We start from the raw sequence: 17,495 nt of genomic DNA, 5'->3' as shown, positions 1-17,495 counted from the left end.
ATGAAATTACTAGTCATTTGCCAATACTATTATCCAGAGCCCTTTCGAATTACGGATATTTGTGAGTCACTAGTAAGAAAAGGACATGATGTGACCGTTTTGACAGGTCTTCCAAATTATCCAGAAGGAATAGTGGTAAAAGAATATCGTAAGGGGAAAAAAAGGACTGAACTCATCAATGGGGTGAAGGTTATCCGCAATTTTGAAATAGGGAGAGGCAGCGGGAAATATCGATTATTCATGAATTACTTAAGCTTCACGCTTTCGGCATCTTTCAAAACACTGCTATTAAAAGAAAAGTTTGATCGAATTTTAGTATACCAGCTTTCCCCTGTCACCATGAGTATACCAGCTATTATTTATAAGAAAAAATATCAAACGAAAATTTTGCTCTATTGTTTAGATTTATGGCCTGCTAGTTTATCTGCTGGAGGAATTAGAGAAAATTCGATTGTTTATAAACCATTTTTAAAAATGTCGAAGTGGATTTATAATTCTGTAGATGCTATCGCTGTTACTTCTTGCATGTTTAAAGACTATTTTAAAACAACTTTTGAAATGGATATCGATCAAATCGATTACCTTCCTCAATATGCTGAAGATGTGTATTTGGAGGTGGAAGAAAATAGGGAGCACAATCGTTTCCATTTCGTTTTTGCTGGTAATATTGGTGACATGCAAAGTGTAGAAACCATCATCAAGGCTGCACATCTATTACGTGAATATCAAGAGATTGTTTTTCATATTATTGGAGATGGCTCAAAGCTTGAAGAATGCCAATTACTGAGCCAAGCATTAACGTTACCCAATGTGATCTTTTATGGCAGAAGGCCTATCACAGAAATGCCGAAGTTTTATAGCATGGCAGATGCGATGCTTATTACTTTAAAAAATAACCAGGTAATATCCTATACACTTCCGGGTAAAGTACAGTCCTATATGGCTGCTCGTAAACCAATAATTGGCGCCATCAACGGGGAGACAAGTCGTGTCATAAAAGAAGCTAACTGTGGATTTTGTTGCCCTGCTGAGGATGAAAAAGAATTGGCCAATATGATTCTAAAGTTTTGTCAAAGTCATGAAAAAGAATGGATGGGTGAAAATTCCTACGCTTATTATACGAAACATTTTCGTAAGGAAAATTTTCTATCATCATTAGAATCATCCATATTCAAGTTGGGGGGCTAAAAATGTTCAAAGCAAAAACATTGCTGATCACAGGGGGTACTGGTTCTTTTGGGAATGCAGTGATGAGAAGGTTTCTAAATACGGATATAAAAGAAATTCGTATTTTTTCTAGAGATGAAAAAAAGCAAGATGATATGAGAAAAATCTATAAAAGTGAAAAACTCAAATTCTATTTAGGAGATATTAGAGATTTAGCGAGTGTAAAAGATGCCATGCACAATGTCGATTATATTTTCCATGCAGCAGCATTAAAACAAGTACCATCCTGTGAGTTTTTTCCACTTGAAGCCGTTAAAACCAATGTAATGGGAACGGACCATGTTTTAACAGCGGCCATTGAATTTGGTGTTCGGAAGGTGATATGCCTATCTACCGATAAAGCAGCCTACCCGATCAATGCGATGGGCATTTCGAAGGCAATGATGGAAAAAGTATTTGTAGCAAAATCTAAAACAGTCAACTCAGAGCAAACACTTATTTGTGGAACTAGATATGGGAATGTGATGGCATCACGAGGGTCGGTCATTCCTTTATTTATCGAGCAACTTAAAAGTGGACAACCGTTGACGGTGACAGATCCAAGCATGACCAGGTTTTTGATGAATTTAGAAGAGGCAGTAGAACTAGTGGTTTTTGCATTTCACCACGCGGATGCAGGAGATATCTTTGTCCAAAAATCACCGGCGAGTACAATAGGCGATTTAGCACAAGCAGTAAAAGAACTTTTTCATGCCGAAAATGACATCAAAGTGATTGGCACACGCCATGGTGAGAAACAGTATGAAACACTTCTGACAAAAGAAGAATATATTGTCGCTGAAGATTTAGGAGGATTTTTTAAGGTCCCTGCAGACCAAAGAAATCTGAATTACGATAAATACTTTATTGAAGGTAGTCAAAAACTTACAAAAGTAGAAGAATACAATTCTAATAATACACATATTTTAAACATTGATGAAATAAAAGAGAGATTATTAAAACTGGATTATGTGCGAAATGAGTTGAAAAAATGGAACAGTGAAATTCATATACTCAGATAAAAGGTGGAATGAATAGATGAAAATTCTTGTTACAGGAGCTAAGGGATTTATAGGGAAAAATCTGATTGCTGAGTTAAAAAATAAAGGCTTTACCGATATTTTCGAGTACACAAGAGAAAGTGATCCCTCTTTACTTGATCAGTATACAAAAGAATGTGATTTTGTTTTTCATCTAGCAGGTGTGAATAGACCGAAAAATGAAAAAGAATTTTTAGAGGGGAACTACCATTTAACGGATCATTTATTAAAAAAGCTAAAACAATATGAAAACAAAGCGCCAGTTCTTTTTACTTCTTCCATTCAGGCTGAACAAGAGAATCTTTATGGAAAAAGTAAGAGAGTAGCGGAAAATCTATTATTGGAATATTCCTCGAAGACAGGTGCAGAGGTTTATATTTACCGTCTTGCGAATGTATTTGGCAAATGGAGTAAACCCAACTATAACACAGTTATCGCAACATTCTGTCATAATATCTCAAGAAATATAGATATTCAAATTAGTAATCCAGAGGCAGAACTCACTCTATGTTATATCGATGATGTAATCGATGAGTTCTTAAAGCTGCTAGCAGGGAGGGTGCATGCTCAAGATCATTTCTGTGCTATACCTATAACCTATAAAGTGAAGCTTGGAAAATTAGCAGAGCTTATAAAGAGTTTCAGAGAAAGTAGAAAGAATTTGACGATTCCCAATATGGAAGATGCATTAACGAAAAAGCTTTACAGTACGTATTTAAGTTTTTTACCTGAAAAAGAATTCTCATACCATTTGAAAATGAATGCAGATCATCGAGGTGCATTTACAGAATTTTTAAGAACACCTGAAAGAGGCCAAATTTCCGTCAATATTTCAAAGCCAGGCATAACAAAGGGAAATCACTGGCATCATACAAAAAACGAAAAATTCTTAGTGGTGAGTGGCGAAGGACTGATCCGTTTTAGAAAACTGGATTCACATGAAATCATTGAGTATCGAGTAAGTGGAGAAAAACTGGAAGTTGTGGACGTTCCTACTGGCTATACACATTCCATTGTCAATGTGGGCGACAGGGATCTAGTAACCGTTATGTGGGTAAATGAATGCTTTGAACCTGACAAACCGGATACTTACTTCCAGGAGGTTTAACGAATGAAGAAATTGAGCGTCATGACTGTTGTTGGAACTAGACCCGAAATCATTCGATTGTCTGCTGTTATTCGTAAATTAGAAGGGTCCGATGCCTTTGAACATACGCTTGTACACACAGGTCAAAACTATGATTATGAGTTAAACGAAGTATTTTTCCAAGATTTTAACTTGAAAAAACCCGACTATTTCTTAAATGCAGCAGCAGGTACGCCGGTTGAAACGATTGGCAATATTTTAGCGAAAATCGATCCTATTCTAGAAGAAGTAACACCAGATGCCTTTCTGGTTCTAGGTGATACCAACAGTTGCTTATGTGCCATTGCCGCGAAAAGAAGGCATATCCCTATTTTTCATATGGAAGCTGGAAATCGATGCTTTGATCAGCGCGTACCTGAAGAAACAAATCGGAAAATTGTCGACCATATAGCTGATATTAACTTAACCTATAGTGATATAGCTAGAGACTATTTGTTGAGAGAAGGATTACCTGCTGACCGAATTATTAAGACAGGTAGTCCCATGTTTGAAGTCCTCCATTCAAGAAAAGAGGATATTAAAAATTCAAATGTATTAGAAGAATTAGAGCTTGAAGAAGAAAATTATTTTGTGTTATCAGCTCACAGAGAAGAAAATATAAACTCAGAAACAAATTTCCTAGAATTAGTAGAAAGTATCAATGCAATGGCGACAATCTATAACCTTCCTATTATTTTTAGCACACATCCCAGAACAAGAAAGAGGATCGCGGCAAAAAAAGTTTCTTTTCATCCACTTGTAAAAACAGTAAAACCATTGGGCTTCAATGATTATGTAAAGCTTCAAATAAAAGCAAAGGCTGTTTTAAGTGATAGCGGAACAATCAGCGAGGAATCATCCATATTAGGATTTAAAGCACTTAATATAAGACAAGCCCATGAAAGACTTGAAGCGATGGAAGAGGCTTCCGTTATGATGGTCGGTTTAAAAAAGGAGCGGATCTTACAGGGCTTATCTATTTTAGAAACTCAAAAGCAACATACGCTTTATCCTGTGACCGATTACGAAATCCCGAATGTATCTGATAAAATACTTCGACTCATCTTATCTTATACAGATTATGTGAAACGAGTTGTTTGGAGGACCAATGGATGAAGAAAATATTGCAGATTAACTCTGTTTGTGGGATTGGTAGTACGGGCCGAATCGCGACAGATATTCATCAGTTACTACTTGAACAAGGATATGATAGTTACATCGCATATGGTAGAGATTCAACGATACAGGATGAAAAAATTATTAGGATAGGGACGAAGTATGATAATTATGCGCATGTTGCTTTGACACGTATATATGATCAGCATGGGTTCGGATCCAAAAAAGCAACAAAAGATTTTATTAAAAAAGTAGAAAAACTAAATCCAGATATTATCCATTTGCATAACATTCATGGATATTATATCAATATTGAAATGTTATTTGACTATTTGAAAGAAGCAAATAAACCTGTTATTTGGACTCTCCATGATTGTTGGGCAATTACAGGCCACTGTGCGCACTTTGATTATATTCAATGTAGAAAATGGCAAACCGGATGCGGGTATTGTCCGCAGACAAGCTCATACCCATCTAGCTATATTTATGATAATTCTAGTGAAAATTATATAAAAAAGCAGGAAACATTTACAGGGGTGAAAAGCCTAACAATTGCGACTCCGTCAAAGTGGCTTGCAAATCTAGTGAAGGACTCTTTTTTAGGAGCATATCCTATAAAAGTCATCAATAACGGAATCGATCTAACAGCTTTTAAGCCTACTAAAAGTGATTTTCGAAAAACTTTTAATTTAGAGGACAAGTTCATCATTTTGGGCGTTGCGAATGTATGGAATGCTAAAAAAGGATTTGACTACTTTATAGAGCTTTCAAAAAGAATTAGCCTCAATACAGTCATTGTTTTAGTAGGGCTAACACCAAAACAAATGGAGAAGCTACCCAAAAACATCATTGGCATACGCAATACTCGAAATGTTCAGGAACTAGCCAAAATCTATTCAGCTGCAGATGTTTTTGTCAATCCGACATTAGAAGAAGTGATGGGAACAACGAATATAGAAGCGTTAGCATGTGGAATACCTGTCATTACATTTGATGCGGGAGGTTGCTCTGAGAATTTGAATGACCAATGTGGCATAGTAGTTGAAAAGGAAAATATGGACGCTTTAAATAAGGCAATTGAAACCGTATATAACAACGGAAAACCTCTCTACATGCACCATTGTATAAAAAGAGCAAAATTATATAAAAAAGAAGATCGATTTAACGAATATATTTCCACTTATACAAATGTTACGTGAATAGTGTTTCTGTAAAAAGAAGGTGATTCGATCATGTATTATGCCGTTTATGTTTTAGGACTGATTTTTTCCTTTATAAATGGTAGGAGTAAAATCCTTTTTATGCTATTTTTCATTTCTTTAGCATGTTTAGCGTTCTTTCGATATGGAGTAGGTCCGGATTATTTTGCATATGAATATTTATTTAATCGCTTAGATGAATCACCTATTCATGAATTTTCGTTTGGTTTAGATCAACAAGAAATTCTCTTTCGACTTTTTGGGTCCTTGTTAAAAAGTATAGGTTTTTCTTATCAACAATATCTTATGGTTATTGCCATGATCAACTTGTACTACATTAGCAAAATATGCAGGAAATATAGTGAAAATCCAACACTTTCGCTTTTTCTTTATTTTTGCTTTTATTATTTTGTTTGGACATTTAGCGGATTAAGGCAAGGAATGACTTTAGCGATAGGCATATATTATTTACTCCAGTGTATCGAGAAAAATAAATTCTTGAAACTTATCATCGTCACGATAGTATTATCTTTTGTTCACACCTCTTCCATTATATTAATACCACTATATTTAGTTTCTAAAATTGATTTTAAGAAAAAAACACTAATTTATTTTGTATTATTTAGTATTTTTATCTCGCTATTACCTGTTGGTGCTTTTATCCAACATTTGGCTTGGATCCCCTTTATGGATCGGATTTTACCCTACACAGCATTCAGTAATGGGCTCAATAATATTTTTGATTTTCAAAGTACGATTCGAATTATTTTTTTATGTATTATTTTTTTCTATTACGATGCTTATACATCCAGAGGTGGATACTCAAAACGAATCATCAATGTCTATATCATCAGCTATTGCTTCTATTTTTTATTGAAATTCTCTGAAATTACTGCAGCAAGAATAGCGCTCTATGGGGGGCTTTTGAATATTATTCTATTAGCAAATTTTTATTATTTATATAAGGATCAAGTGAACAAATTAATTTATGCAATCTGCTTGATCGCTTTAAGTGCTCTTTATTTAACCAAGGAGTTGAATTCTTTAGAAAAACTAACAGGGCTAGATTCTGTAGATTCTTTCCAAACACCGTATACAAATATTTTCCACAAAAATGATTACTATTTTAAAAACAGATATATCGATTTTCTAGATGAATAAGAACAAGGGGTCATTTTAAATGAAAATTAGTGTCATTATTCCTGTATACAATGTTGAGGAGTATCTAACACAATGTATCGAAAGCGTCTTGATGCAATCTTATGATGATAAGGAGATTTTGCTGATCAATGATGGCTCAACGGATGGAAGTAAAAGTATATGCGAAAATTATGCGGAAAATTATACTTTTATCAAACTGATCAATAAAAAAAATGAAGGTTTATCGGAAGCAAGAAATGATGGCATTTTAAATGCTTCAGGAGATTACTTACTATTTTTGGATTCAGATGATTTTTGGTCAGAAGATTTCTTAAGTGATGTAGTAAAAATACTAAAAAAATATAAGGATCTAGATTTTCTGTTTTTTAGATATAAAAATTTTTACCAACAGAAAAATATAATGGTAGATTCTCACCTAAATATGAGTGAAGAAATGACGAAAGCGGACGGTCCAACATTTCTAAAACATATCTTTACGCATAATCCAGGATTCAATTGGTTCGCTGTTCTTTACCTTATTAAAAGAGACTATATCATTCAGTATCAATTGTTTTTTGAAAAAGGAAAGAAGTACGAAGATATGCTATGGACCCCTCAAATTTTTTTAAAAGCAAAGAGCATAACATATGTTGATAAATCTGTATACGTCTATAGACGAGAAAGAACAGGCTCTATTACTTCTGACTTTTCAAGTGAAAATTTAGAAGATGGTATTTTCATCTCGAAATTTTGGTATAGAAAATTGATGGATGATGGGCTGGATATGGATGAATCGCTTAAAATGCGACTTTTAAATAATCTTTGTACACGATATTTTGTTGCCATATGGTTTTCGGGAAAATTAAGAAAAAATGAAAGAAGGAATATGATCAGATTGCTGAAGGAAAATGATATCTTTCTGAAATGCGGCAAGGGCTTTGTTAAAAAAACGACTGCTTTCATATGTAGGGCTTTTGGTTTTAACGTATGTATAGCTATCTGTAAATCTCTCTGGTTTGTCAAACATAAGTTATTTTAGCCTAGATTATCTTTTAGAACATTTTCCAAAATATGATAAATAAGTCAGGAGTTTTGTGTTAGATGGAGAATATTTTAGTCAGTATTGACTGTATAACATATAACCATGAACAGTATATAGCGGATGCGCTCGATAGTTTTTTAATGCAGCAGACCAATTTCAAGTATGAAATATTAATCCATGATGATGCGTCTACAGATCGAACGGCGGAAATTATTCGAGCGTATGAGAAAAGGTATCCTGAAATTATCAAACCAATCTATCAACTAGAAAATCAATATTCAAAAGGTGTAGCAGTAGAAAATTTTAATAGTAAGAGAGCAAAGGGAAAATATTTGGCTATCTGTGAAGGCGATGATTACTGGATAGATCCATGTAAGCTACAAAAACAAGTAGATTATATGGAAAAACATCCAGAATGCAGTTTATGTGTTCATGCAGGCAATATAGTGACTGCATCAGAGAAAAAATTGCTAGCACAATATCGTTCATATAAGGAAAGCACGATTGTTAGTGTTTCTGATGTGATAGCAGGAGGAGGAGGTCTTTTCCTTACTAACTCCATGCTTTGTTTAACAGCAATGGTTCAAAAAAAGCCAAAGTTTGTTGAAGCTTCACCAGTAGGAGATTACCCGTTAGCTATTCATCTAGCACTATTAGGAACGGTTTATTATATGGATGATAGTATGTCCGCCTATCGGGTTGGGGATGCCAATTCATGGACTGCGCTAAATTTTTCAAATATGGAAGATCGAAAAGAACATTTTCATCATATCGCCAAAATGCTAGACGAGTTAAATATCTATACAAATTATCAATATGAACATGTCATAGAAAATACGAAGCTTCGGAATCATTTTTTTCTATTAGTGGAGCAAAGAAAGTTTAGCGATATAAAATCAGGACAGTTATATAACATATATTCAACATTAGGCTTTAAAAGAAAATGCATGATAACAATGAGTCAATATTGTCCAGCATTACTGAACTTTCTAAAATTGACAAGAAAGAAGTTGGTTAGGTGGGCTATGAAATAACAAAATCAAAAGTGATCTCCTCTTTATTATGGAGAATGTTAGAACGATGTGGTGTACAGGGGATTCAGCTCATCATTATCATTGTGTTAACACGTTTTCTAAAACCAGAGCAATTTGGACTGATCGTTCTGGTCATGATTTTTGTAACAATTGCAAGAGTTTTAGGACAAAGTGGCTTTAATACCGCCCTTATTCAAAAGAAAGATGCGGATGAGGTAGATTTTTCTTCCGTGTTCTATTTTAACATTGTTATGGCAACCATTCTTTATCTCATTCTTTTTTTGGCTGCGCCTTTTATAGCAATGTTTTTTGAACAGCCGGATTTTATAGTTGTACTTCGGGTCCTGTCGTTACTATTATTCTTTGGAGCACTTAATTCCATTCAAATCGCCGTCATTGCACGACATATGCAGTTTAAAAAATTGTTTGTTAGTAGTTTAGGAGCCATTATGGTGTCAGGAACAATCGGTATCGTTATGGCCTATTTAAATTTTGGTGTGTGGGCCATCGTAGGTCAACAATTATCGAATCAATTCGTTCTTACTTTCATCCTATGGCTCGTACTTAGCTGGAGGCCTCAGCTTACTTTTTCGATGGAAAAAATCAAAAGCCTTTTTGCATTTGGATGGAAGCTTTTAGTTTCGGATTTATTAGATACGCTTTATATGAATTTACAAAGTCTGATCGTCGGGAAAATGTTTAGTCCTGCTATACTCGGATTTTACAATAGAGGAGAACAGTTTCCTAACTTAATAGCTAGTAATATCAATGGAGCTATACAATCTGTGATGCTACCAACATTATCATCCTATCAAGATAATACAAAAAGACTAAAAGAAATTGTCAGAAGATCTATTGTTACAGGTACGTTTATCATATTTCCTGTAATGATTGGTTTAGCTGTCATTGCAGATCCATTGATACAGATATTATTAACAGATAAATGGTCAAAAGTTGTGCCATTCCTTCAAATATTTTGTGCTGCCTATGCATTTTTCCCAATTCATTCTGCTAATTTGCAAGCGATTAATGCATTAGGAAGAAGCGATCTTTTTTTAAAGTTGGAAATTATCAAAACAATCATATCGTTTACTATTTTAGTCATTAGTGTACCGTTTGGAGCACATACATTAGCATTGGGGGTGTTCGTGAGTGGCGTTATCTCCTTTTTTATCAATGCAACACCTAATGTAAAACTTCTTCATTATAGTATTCAGGAACAATGCAAAGATATTATTCCTTCTTTAGCATTAGCGCTGATTATGGGAGCAATGGTGTATACGATCCATTGGCTAAAGTTATTACCTATCATCATGCTAATTGTACAGATCACACTGGGAGTCATTATTTATGTAGGATTATCCATCCTTTTGAAACTAGAACGTTTTACTTATCTATTGAACACATTAAAAGAGATGGTTGGCAGTAAAAAAAGATCGAAGTTTATCATTGAAAGAGAGGTGCCTTAGAATGAAAAAAATACTAATGCTTGGTGGCGCTTATATTCAAATCCCGATGATAAAGGCAGCACGAGAAATGGGACATTATGTCATTACATGTGATTATTTAGAAGATAATCCTGGTCATCAATATGCACATGAATACCATAATGTCAGCACGACTGACAAAGAAGGAGTACTTGCTTTGGCAAGATCATTAAAGATAGATGGCATTATTTGTTATGCATCAGATCCCGCTGCTCCTACAGCGGCATACGTAGGTGAAAAATTAGGATTGCCATCACAGCCCTATGAATCTGTTGAAATCTTATCTCATAAAGATAAGTTTAGAGCGTTCCTCAAGCAAAATGGTTTTCATGTTCCAAAGGCTAAGGGCTATGATTCATTAGAGGCTGCAAGGTTAGATTTTCATCAATATAAAATGCCGGTCATGATTAAACCTGTTGATTCTTCTGGAAGTAAGGGGATTTCAAAAATAGATTCGATAGAATATCTTCAAGAGAAAGTGGAGTATGCATTAAGCTTTTCAAGAGAGAAGCGTTTTATCATCGAGGAATATATTGAAAAAAACGGTAGTTTAGTTTCGGGAGATGGGTTTTCAGTTGATGGGGAACTTGTGTTTAGGAGCTTTGCAAATACAAACTTCCCATTATCGGATTTTAATCCATTTGTCCCAATTGGATCCAGCTGGCCTTATAATATGCCAAAGCATATTCAAAATAAGATTCATGCTGAAATTCAAAGACTATTGAGGCTACTGCATATGAAGACAGGTGCCTATAATCTTGAAGTCATAGTTGATGAGCAGGAAAATATTTTTTTAATAGAAATCGCTGCTCGTAATGGTGGGGAATGGGTTGCTCAAGCAACAAAGTATGCGACAGGAGTGGATTTAATCGAATATACGATAAGGGCAGCATTAGGAGAAGATTGTAGTGATTTAAAAATGGTTGAAACAAAGGGTTTTTGGGGCATGTATATCATCAACAGTCAGCAAACAGGCATTTTGAAGGAAATCTCAATCCATGAAGAGTTTGAAAAAAATCATATTGTGGAATGTGAACTGATCGTCAAACCGGGTGATGTTATTACAGCTTTAACAGGTGCTCATCAAAAAATAGGAATCATGATTTTGAAGTTTTCATCGATGAACGAGATGCTAGAAAAGATGGAAAATATAACGGACTGGGTTCAGGTAATCGTTGAAGAACTAGATTGCCAGGATGAGTTAAATAAGAAAAAAACTTATAGACAAATACTTAAATGAAAGATTGCTGATAAAAATTTTCTATCCTATTTATGGATGGGGATAATGATTCATAAATCACATATATTGATTAGGAATTTACATTAAAAATTTTATCAATGACTGCTATTTTTAGAATTTATCAGGGTTTCTGATAAAATCCCTCATATAATCATTTTCAAAACATAAAATAGTTTAAAAATAATTTGTTAATAGAATTGAATATGGAATGTGAGGTAATAATGAGAGTGAACAAACCAATTCAAGTAACCCAATCTTCTATTGCTCCTTTTGAAGAATATACAGAAGAAATTAAGGATCTATGGCAAAATCATTGGTTAACGAATATGGGGAAAAAACATCAGCAATTAGAAAAAGCCTTAACACACTACTTAGAAACACCTAATATCTCCCTTTTTTCCAATGGACATGCTGCTTTAGAAACAGCGCTCGCCGTTTTCAACCTAAGTGGAGAAGTGATTACGACGCCTTTCACATTTGCCTCAACTACACACGCAATTGTTAGAAATGGATTAACTCCAGTCTTTTGTGATATTAATCCAGAAGATTACACCATACAAGTTGAACAAATAGAAAATTGTATTACCGAAAAGACAACAGCAATTGTCCCAGTCCATGTTTATGGAAATATATGCAATGTACGTCAGATTAAAAAAATTGCGCAAAAATATCATTTACAAGTTATTTATGATGCTGCACATGCCTTTGGTGTAACCGCAGATGGTCAAGGAATAGCTAATTTTGGTGACGCCTCTATATTTAGTTTTCACGCGACTAAAGTTTTCCATACAATTGAAGGAGGAGCGCTTGCTTTTAGTGATCCTAAGCTAACCGATATTTTAAATGCTTATAAAAACTTTGGGATGACTGGGGCAGAAACTATTGAGTATGTTGGTGGAAATTCAAAGATGAATGAATTCCAAGCTGCTATGGGGATTTGTAATCTTCGCTATATTCATCGAGAAATTGAAAAAAGAAAGAGTATCTATGATAGATATATGGAACAGCTTAGCGAAATAAGAGGGATAAAACTGGTTGGTCCCCAGAACGGCGTAAAAAGTAATTATGCTTATTTCCCGGTTGTCTTTGATGGCTATCGATTTTCAAGAGAAGAAGTATTTGAAAGCTTGAAAAAACACAATATATTCGCACGAAAATATTTTTATCCTTTGACCAATCGTTTGCAGTGTTATCAAGATCGATTCAATTCTACAGATACGCCTATCGCTAACTATATAGCAGAAAGAGTACTAACATTGCCTCTTTATGCGGATTTATCATTAGAAGATGTAGATCGAATTTGCAGCATCATAAAGGAGGCATAGCATGTATGAAAGGAATTATTCTAGCAGGTGGAGCTGGTACAAGATTATATCCTTTGACAAAAGCTGTTTCAAAACAAATGCTTCCTGTCTATGATAAGCCGATGATCTATTATCCATTATCGGTCCTAATGCTCGCAGGGATTAGAGAGATTCTCATTATTTCAACACCTAGAGATATTAATAGTTTTCAAGAATTATTAGGAGATGGAAGTGCACTAGGGATTGAACTATCCTATGAAGTACAAGTGGAGCCGAATGGTTTAGCGGAAGCATTCATCCTTGGGGAGCATTTTATTGGGAATTCGTCCGTTGCATTAATATTGGGAGATAATATTTTTTATGGTTCCGATTTTGGGAATCGTCTACAGGGCGCGTCAACATTAGATAAGGGGGGAATTATTTTTGCTTGCTTTGTGAAAGATCCCCGTGCTTATGGAGTGATTGAAATCGATGAACAAAGAAATGCTATATCCATAGAGGAAAAGCCTGAATTTCCGAAATCTTCATATGCAGTTCCGGGGTTATATTTCTTTGATAATGAAGTTGTGAAAATCGCTAAAAATGTTCAACCTTCAGCTCGAGGTGAAAAAGAAATTACATCGATCATTGATCATTATTTAAAGAGAAATAAACTAAAAGTAGAGGTCCTAGGGCGAGGATTGGCATGGCTAGATACTGGCACACATGATTCTTTACAACAGGCCTCCAGTTACGTGGAGGCGATTCAAAAAAGGCAAGGAATGTATATCGCCTGTATAGAAGAAATTGCATATAGAAGAGGCTATATTTCACAAGAGGAATTATTAGCGCTTGCAAAGCCACTTTTGAAGACGGAGTATGGGCGCTATCTACAAGAAATGGCACTTCAACCATTTGGAAAAAAATATTCGTTTAAAAATTGAGAGAAGAGCATCTTAAAAATTTTTTTGATCATAAAAAACGGTTCAAAACGTTGGTATATCAACATCTATAAAGAGAGGTGAATGGTGCTGTACAAAAAATTACTTGTCACTGGTGGAGCAGGATTCATCGGTGGAAATTTTATACATTATATGGTAGATAAATATCCGGAATATGATATTTTTAATTTGGATATACTAACGTATGCTGGGGATTTAACCAAACATCAACATATTGAGGCGATACCTAATTATCATTTTGTACAAGCTGATGTTGCAGATCGTGATACAATCATTCGATTGTTTGAAAAGGAAAAATTTGATTTTGTTATTCATTTTGCAGCAGAAAGCCATGTAGATCGGTCGATAATAGATCCAGAAATCTTTGTTCATACAAATGTAATGGGAACACAAGTATTATTAGATGCTGCAAGACAAATCAACGTTAAAAAATTTGTTCAAGTATCTACAGATGAGGTATATGGGGCGTTAGATGATGATCCCACAACCTTTTTTACAGAAGATACCGCATTACAGCCGAATAGTCCTTATAGTGCGACGAAGGCATCAGCCGATTTATTCGTCCGTGCTTATCATGAAACATACGGCTTACCAGTCAATATCACACGTTGTTCTAATAACTATGGACCGTATCATTTCCCTGAGAAGCTTATTCCATTGACGATCACACGCATTTTGAACAATCAAAAGGTTCCGATATATGGAAAAGGTAATCAGATCAGAGATTGGTTACATGTATTCGATCATTGCATGGCGATAGATCTGGTATTGCATAGAGGATTAGATGGAGAAGTTTATAATATCGGTGGTCACAATGAACGAACGAATCTAGAAGTGGTGAAAACGATTGCCCAAGCAATGGGGAAGTCAGAAAAGCTTATTGAATTTGTGCCAGATCGATTAGGGCATGATCAACGCTATGCAATTAATCCATCCAAAATAGAGCGTCTTGGTTGGAAACCGGCATATACTTTTGAAAAAGGGATCGTACAAACCATTGCTTGGTATATGGAGCACCAAGAGTGGTGGAAACAAATGATGAATCGTTTGGACCATCATAATTTTAGAAGACAAGATTTAAGGCTACCGAGCATATGCAAAAACTCTTTTTAAAAGAAAAATAGGTTGGATCTATTTGCAAAAAGGCATTACGTTATGCTCATAGCTGAACCTCTTCATAAAAGTTAGTAATCACTTACTTATTTGTTGACTTTTAAATAGAATCGTTGCCATAATAGGCATGTAATGATTAACATTCAAAAGGAGATTGTGCATATGAGTTTCAAAAATATTACAGTTGCAGGTAGTGGCGTACTAGGAAGTCAAATTGCTTTTCAAACAGCTTTTCATGGTTATAATGTAAGCGTTTATGATATTAATGATGCAGCATTAGAAAAAGCAAAAGAGCGTTTGACGATTTTAAAAGATACTTATGCAAATTATTTCAAAGATGAAGAAAAGGCAGCAGCGGCGCTAGAACGCTTTACTTTTAGCTCAAGCTTAAAAGAGGCTGTAAAAGATGCAGATTTAGTTATTGAAGCGATTCCTGAATTAGAAGAAATCAAAATCAATTTTTATAAGGAATTAGCAACATTTGCACCAGGAAAAACTGTGTTTGCATCGAACTCGTCTACAATGGTACCGAGTCAATTTGCAAAATACACAGGTCGTCCTGAAAAATTCTTAGCACTTCACTTTGCAAACGAAGTATGGAAAAACAACACTGCTGAAGTAATGGGTCATCCAGGAACGGACAAGCAATATGAAGAGCAAGTTATTGAATTTGCAAAATCTATTGGTATGATCCCTCTTCATATTTTAAAAGAACAACCTGGTTATATTTTAAATTCTTTATTAGTACCATTTTTAAACGCTGGTCAAGTATTACTTGCCAAAGGTGTGGCTGATCCAGAAACAATCGATAAAACATGGATGCTTGCTACAGGAGCGCCACTTGGACCATTCGCCATTCTTGATGTCGTTGGACTTCAAACTGCATACAATATTGTTGCAACAGAAGCAAAACAAAACCCTGCTGCACAACCAATAGCTGATTTACTAAAGAAAGAGTACATTGACAAAGGAAAAATGGGTAGAGCTACTGGAGAAGGCTTCTACAAATATCCAAATCCAGCATTCTTAGATCCAGATTTCTTAAAAGCATAGGAAAAACTTAAAGGGTTGGAGGAGAGTTATCATCAAAAGGTAACTCTTTTTTTTAGTACATAATTATCTAAAAATTATTTCTCAGGAAATATTTTTTAAAAATTCAGAAAAATGATGTAATTTGTCAGAAACAAGAAAACCATGTCGGAATCAGTGTAGCTAAATGGTCAATAATCCTTTTATAGTGGAGAAATAATTTTGATTCTAATAAAGAATACATTTATTTTTCCTTTGGTTGCTTGTACCAGAAGCTTTTAGGGCGCTCTAATGGCGTAATATTAATGATAAAGTAACTAATGACTAGAAATAAAATGACAATTGCATAGAGCAGCATACTTTTGGGGTTGGAATGATCAATAATAACAAGACGAATCATGGCAGTAATGCCAATATAGATGAAATAGCGAAGTGGAAAGTGATAATCTTCTTTAAAGTATTTCACAATCATTGTGATGAACTCAAAGTAGAGAAAGAAGATTAAAATATTTGCTAAGAAAACTTCATGTTCATAAGATGTTTTGTAGTGGCTAAATAAAATGTTGGAAAACACAATCATCTCCTGAAACATAAGAAAAACTAAAAAAAGAGCGAGAATGATTAAACAAATATTAAGGAATAGTTGTAATATTCTTGGGATAATCGTTTGGATCATATATAATAAACGTTTTATTTTTTCCATCTCAGCGCACCTCCCATTTATTTTCTATCATAAATTATATATTTTCCTTTATAAGGAAATGTTAATTTTATGTAATTTTAATAGAATTTTCGATAATGTTATATTTTATTTTCCCTAAAAGAAGAAAAATTTATGCGGGTTGAAATGATAAAATATGGGTATATTTAGTCGTATAAATTTGAAATGTTTTGATTCGTATAGTTTTCTACTTTTTTCAATATAACTTTGGTTAGTGGGTACATAATTTATAACAATGCCGAGGATAGCCTCCCATTTCAGGTTGTGTGATTGGCTAGTAGGTAATACCATTACTAGTATATTAGATTTGAATGTGTGAAATGACATTTGTATGTGTTTGTCACAATTCTGGTTGAACTAAAAGAAATAACTCATCTTTGAGCTGAAAACTTAGATGAGTTAAATTATTGAATTTATGGGGTTTAAATATGCAAACAACTATTATATGTTTTAATTTCTAATATACGTTGAAATTGTCTATTTTGCAAGTTAGAGCCTAATTAAAATAGGAAAATCATTTTATTTTTACATAAGTGAATCAATTTCATCCATCACTTTTTCTTAAAAATCATAAATCGTGTTTTTATATCATTCTAGCATTGAATTTGTGGAAAACATGATCATTTTGGTCTTAGCCTGGATTCAGGAAGATCTTATTTTCAAGGTTATCTATGCTAAAACAGACATATTGTTTAGGAGAAGATTGGAATTTAACACGTAAACCACAGTGGGGGATATAGAAAACCCACACTGTGTA

15 protein-coding genes are annotated in these 17,495 nt (G+C 34.3%); 14 read left to right on the top strand and 1 reads right to left on the bottom strand.

Annotation, left to right across the window (positions count from 1 at the left end; translation table 11 throughout):
- From FEZ13_RS05275 to FEZ13_RS05210, 14 genes are all read left to right on the top strand, one after another.
- A complete protein-coding gene (locus FEZ13_RS05275; RefSeq protein ID WP_146551743.1) occupies nt 1–1,188 on the top strand; it encodes a glycosyltransferase family 4 protein in 1,188 nt (395 codons plus the stop codon).
- Between the two features lie 2 nt (nt 1,189–1,190).
- Nucleotides 1,191–2,228, top strand: coding sequence for a polysaccharide biosynthesis protein (locus FEZ13_RS05270; RefSeq protein WP_146551742.1), 1,038 nt, complete (start codon nt 1,191–1,193; stop codon nt 2,226–2,228).
- A 16-nt stretch (nt 2,229–2,244) separates the two neighbouring features.
- The gene (locus FEZ13_RS05265) at nt 2,245–3,354 is read left to right on the top strand and encodes a capsular polysaccharide biosynthesis protein CapF (RefSeq protein ID WP_146551741.1); all 1,110 of its coding nucleotides are present in this window, start codon (nt 2,245–2,247) and stop codon (nt 3,352–3,354) included.
- Between the two features lie 3 nt (nt 3,355–3,357).
- Complete coding sequence (gene wecB / locus FEZ13_RS05260) at nt 3,358–4,488, top strand: non-hydrolyzing UDP-N-acetylglucosamine 2-epimerase (protein WP_146551740.1); 1,131 nt, start codon at nt 3,358–3,360, stop codon at nt 4,486–4,488.
- Nucleotides 4,485–5,687 (top strand): glycosyltransferase, encoded by a 1,203-nt coding sequence (locus FEZ13_RS05255; RefSeq protein WP_146551739.1) that lies wholly within the window; start codon nt 4,485–4,487, stop codon nt 5,685–5,687. Before wecB ends, FEZ13_RS05255 begins: the two co-directional genes overlap by 4 nt.
- 102 nt (nt 5,688–5,789) lie before the next feature.
- A complete protein-coding gene (locus tag FEZ13_RS05250; protein ID WP_186725777.1) occupies nt 5,790–6,848 on the top strand; it encodes an EpsG family protein in 1,059 nt (352 codons plus the stop codon).
- A 19-nt stretch (nt 6,849–6,867) separates the two neighbouring features.
- The gene (locus FEZ13_RS05245; RefSeq protein ID WP_146551737.1) at nt 6,868–7,866 is read left to right on the top strand and encodes a glycosyltransferase family 2 protein; all 999 of its coding nucleotides are present in this window, start codon (nt 6,868–6,870) and stop codon (nt 7,864–7,866) included.
- A 62-nt stretch (nt 7,867–7,928) separates the two neighbouring features.
- Nucleotides 7,929–8,903 (top strand): glycosyltransferase family 2 protein, encoded by a 975-nt coding sequence (locus FEZ13_RS05240; RefSeq protein ID WP_146551736.1) that lies wholly within the window; start codon nt 7,929–7,931, stop codon nt 8,901–8,903.
- Nucleotides 8,888–10,372 (top strand): lipopolysaccharide biosynthesis protein, encoded by a 1,485-nt coding sequence (locus FEZ13_RS05235; protein WP_146551735.1) that lies wholly within the window; start codon nt 8,888–8,890, stop codon nt 10,370–10,372. Before FEZ13_RS05240 ends, FEZ13_RS05235 begins: the two co-directional genes overlap by 16 nt.
- Nucleotide 10,373: 1 nt before the next feature.
- On the top strand, nt 10,374–11,630 hold the full coding sequence (locus tag FEZ13_RS05230; protein WP_146551734.1) for an ATP-grasp domain-containing protein: 1,257 nt from the start codon (nt 10,374–10,376) through the stop codon (nt 11,628–11,630).
- Between the two features lie 221 nt (nt 11,631–11,851).
- Complete coding sequence (locus tag FEZ13_RS05225; RefSeq protein ID WP_146551733.1) at nt 11,852–12,955, top strand: DegT/DnrJ/EryC1/StrS family aminotransferase; 1,104 nt, start codon at nt 11,852–11,854, stop codon at nt 12,953–12,955.
- A 5-nt stretch (nt 12,956–12,960) separates the two neighbouring features.
- A complete protein-coding gene (gene rfbA, locus FEZ13_RS05220) occupies nt 12,961–13,857 on the top strand; it encodes a glucose-1-phosphate thymidylyltransferase RfbA (protein ID WP_146551732.1) in 897 nt (298 codons plus the stop codon).
- An 84-nt stretch (nt 13,858–13,941) separates the two neighbouring features.
- Nucleotides 13,942–14,988, top strand: coding sequence for a dTDP-glucose 4,6-dehydratase (gene rfbB, locus FEZ13_RS05215; RefSeq protein WP_146551731.1), 1,047 nt, complete (start codon nt 13,942–13,944; stop codon nt 14,986–14,988).
- Between the two features lie 162 nt (nt 14,989–15,150).
- Complete coding sequence (locus FEZ13_RS05210) at nt 15,151–16,041, top strand: 3-hydroxyacyl-CoA dehydrogenase (protein ID WP_146551730.1); 891 nt, start codon at nt 15,151–15,153, stop codon at nt 16,039–16,041.
- A 220-nt stretch (nt 16,042–16,261) separates the two neighbouring features.
- Here FEZ13_RS05210 and FEZ13_RS05205 read toward each other — a convergent pair whose 3' ends face one another.
- On the bottom strand, nt 16,262–16,720 hold the full coding sequence (locus FEZ13_RS05205) for a phosphate-starvation-inducible protein PsiE (protein WP_146548884.1): 459 nt from the start codon (nt 16,718–16,720) through the stop codon (nt 16,262–16,264).
- Nucleotides 16,721–17,495: the final 775 nt, after the last annotated feature.

This window comes from Rummeliibacillus sp. SL167 (genome assembly GCF_007896505.1).
Taxonomy (GTDB): domain Bacteria; phylum Bacillota; class Bacilli; order Bacillales_A; family Planococcaceae; genus Rummeliibacillus; species Rummeliibacillus suwonensis.
This window is presented reverse-complemented; position numbering and strand designations above follow the sequence as displayed.